Source organism: Rhizobacter sp. P5_A1 (assembly GCF_056400745.1).
In genome coordinates, this window is the sequence record NZ_JBFUKR010000070.1 from 1 (window position 1) to 1,862 (window position 1,862).

The 1,862-nt window shown below is 66.4% G+C and carries 1 protein-coding gene; it reads left to right on the plus strand.

What is annotated here, in order from left to right; all coding sequences use genetic code 11:
- Positions 1–402 precede the first annotated feature (402 nt).
- On the plus strand, positions 403–1,773 hold the full coding sequence (ltrA, locus tag AC1DTW_RS28070; RefSeq protein WP_477985317.1) for a group II intron reverse transcriptase/maturase: 1,371 nt from the start codon (positions 403–405) through the stop codon (positions 1,771–1,773).
- Positions 1,774–1,862: the final 89 nt, after the last annotated feature.

Genomic DNA, 1,862 nt, shown 5'->3' on the forward strand with positions numbered 1-1,862 from the left:
TTGTGCGCCCAGCATGGGCGCGATCTTGGAGGTGCAAGTCCTCCGCCGAGCTGGCCACAGCGAGGCAAGTGAAGCGCAACTGCGTGAGGGCGACCGAGCGTGGAGAGGAAGCGTGGAGCGTAAACCGTGAGCCGAGGTACACGAACCGCATCCGAGGCGGCGCCGGCCAGGGCGAGCAGGCAAGTGACTGCAAAGCTCTCGTGGCCAAGGGCCAGGCGACGTAAATGCGGCGGTTGTGCGGTGAAGGATCGCGTTCTTACCTGGGGAGATCTCGCCTCATGCCTGAAAGGGCGACGGTGCTGAGCCGGAGCGAGAAGTCAGCAGAGGCCGTAGTAGCCAATGGCAGGCCGCCGAGGCCGAACACCATGGCGAAGGGCTGAACGAGAAGGACAGTCACGAGACATGTCGCTTGGCGGTGCAATGCATCAGAAGCCCGGCAAACCGGGGCGCACGGGGACGGGGCGCGGTGAAGCCGTGCCCGAAGCCGTGAGCGATGAAGCAACGCTGGCGCGGCATGCACAAACGGACTGCGGGGCCAGTGACCTGCTCGGGCGGGCGCTGGCCAGAGAGAACATGGCGGTGGCGTGGAAACGCGTCAAGGCCAACAAGGGAAGTGCCGGCGTCGATGGACGCACGGTGCAAGACACGGGCGACTATCTCAAGAGCGCGTGGCCCGACATCCGCGAGAGATTGCTCGACGGCAGCTACCGGCCTGATCCGGTGCGCCGCGTGGGCATCCCCAAGCCGGGTGGCGGCGTGCGCGAGCTGGGGATACCGACCGTGGTGGACAGGTTGATCCAGCAGGCGATGTTGCAGGTGCTGACGCCGCTCATCGACCCGACCTTCAGCGAGCACAACCACGGCTTCCGACCGGGGCGCAGCGCGCATGGAGCGGTGATGGAAGCGCAGCAGTATGTGCAGGCCGGCCACAGGATCGTGGTGGACGTGGACCTGGAGAAATTCTTCGACCGCGTCAACCACGACATCCTGATGGACCGGCTGGCCAAGCGGATCGCGGACAAGCGGGTGCTGCGGCTCATTCGCCGCTACCTGCAAGCGGGCATCCTGGCGCACGGGGTGCACAGCGAGAGGTTCGAAGGTACGCCGCAAGGCGGGCCACTGAGCCCATTGCTGGCCAACGTGCTGCTCGACGAGGTGGATCGGGAGCTGGAGCGTCGCGGACACAAGTTCGTGCGCTACGCGGACGACTGCAACGTCTACGTCAGGAGCCGCCAGGCAGGCGAGCGGGTGCTGCGGGCGCTGCGCGGCTGCTACGCGAAGCTGGCGCTGCCGGTCAACGAGTCGAAGACAGCGGTGGCATCGGTCTGGGGACGCAAGTTCCTGGGGTATTGCTTGTGGGCCGCCCCGACAGGGGAAGTCAAGCGAGCCGTGGCCCAGCAGGCCATGCACAAGATGCGCGAGCGCATCCGGCAGCTCACGCGACGCACTCGAGGGCGCAGCCTCGAACAGATCGCCGAGGATCTGCGGAGCTACGTGCCGGGCTGGAAGGCGTACTTCCGGCTGGCGCAGACCCCGAAGGTCATGCGCGAGCTGGACGAATGGTTGCGACACCGGTTGCGGGCGATCCAGCTCAAGCAATGGCGGCGCGGCACGACGATGTTCCGCGAGCTGCGCAAGCTGGGCGCGACGCCGGATCTGGCCGCGCGCATTGCCTGCAACGCAAGAAGCTGGTGGCGCAACAGCGCCATGGGCCTGAACCGCGTGCTGCCCATCATCTTCTTCGACTGTCTGGGAGTCCCGCGATTCTCCTGACCTCAACTTCTCGAACCGCCCGGTGCGGACCCGCATGCCGGGTGGTGTGGGAGGGGCCCGATCAGCGATGATCGGCTCCTATCCCGATT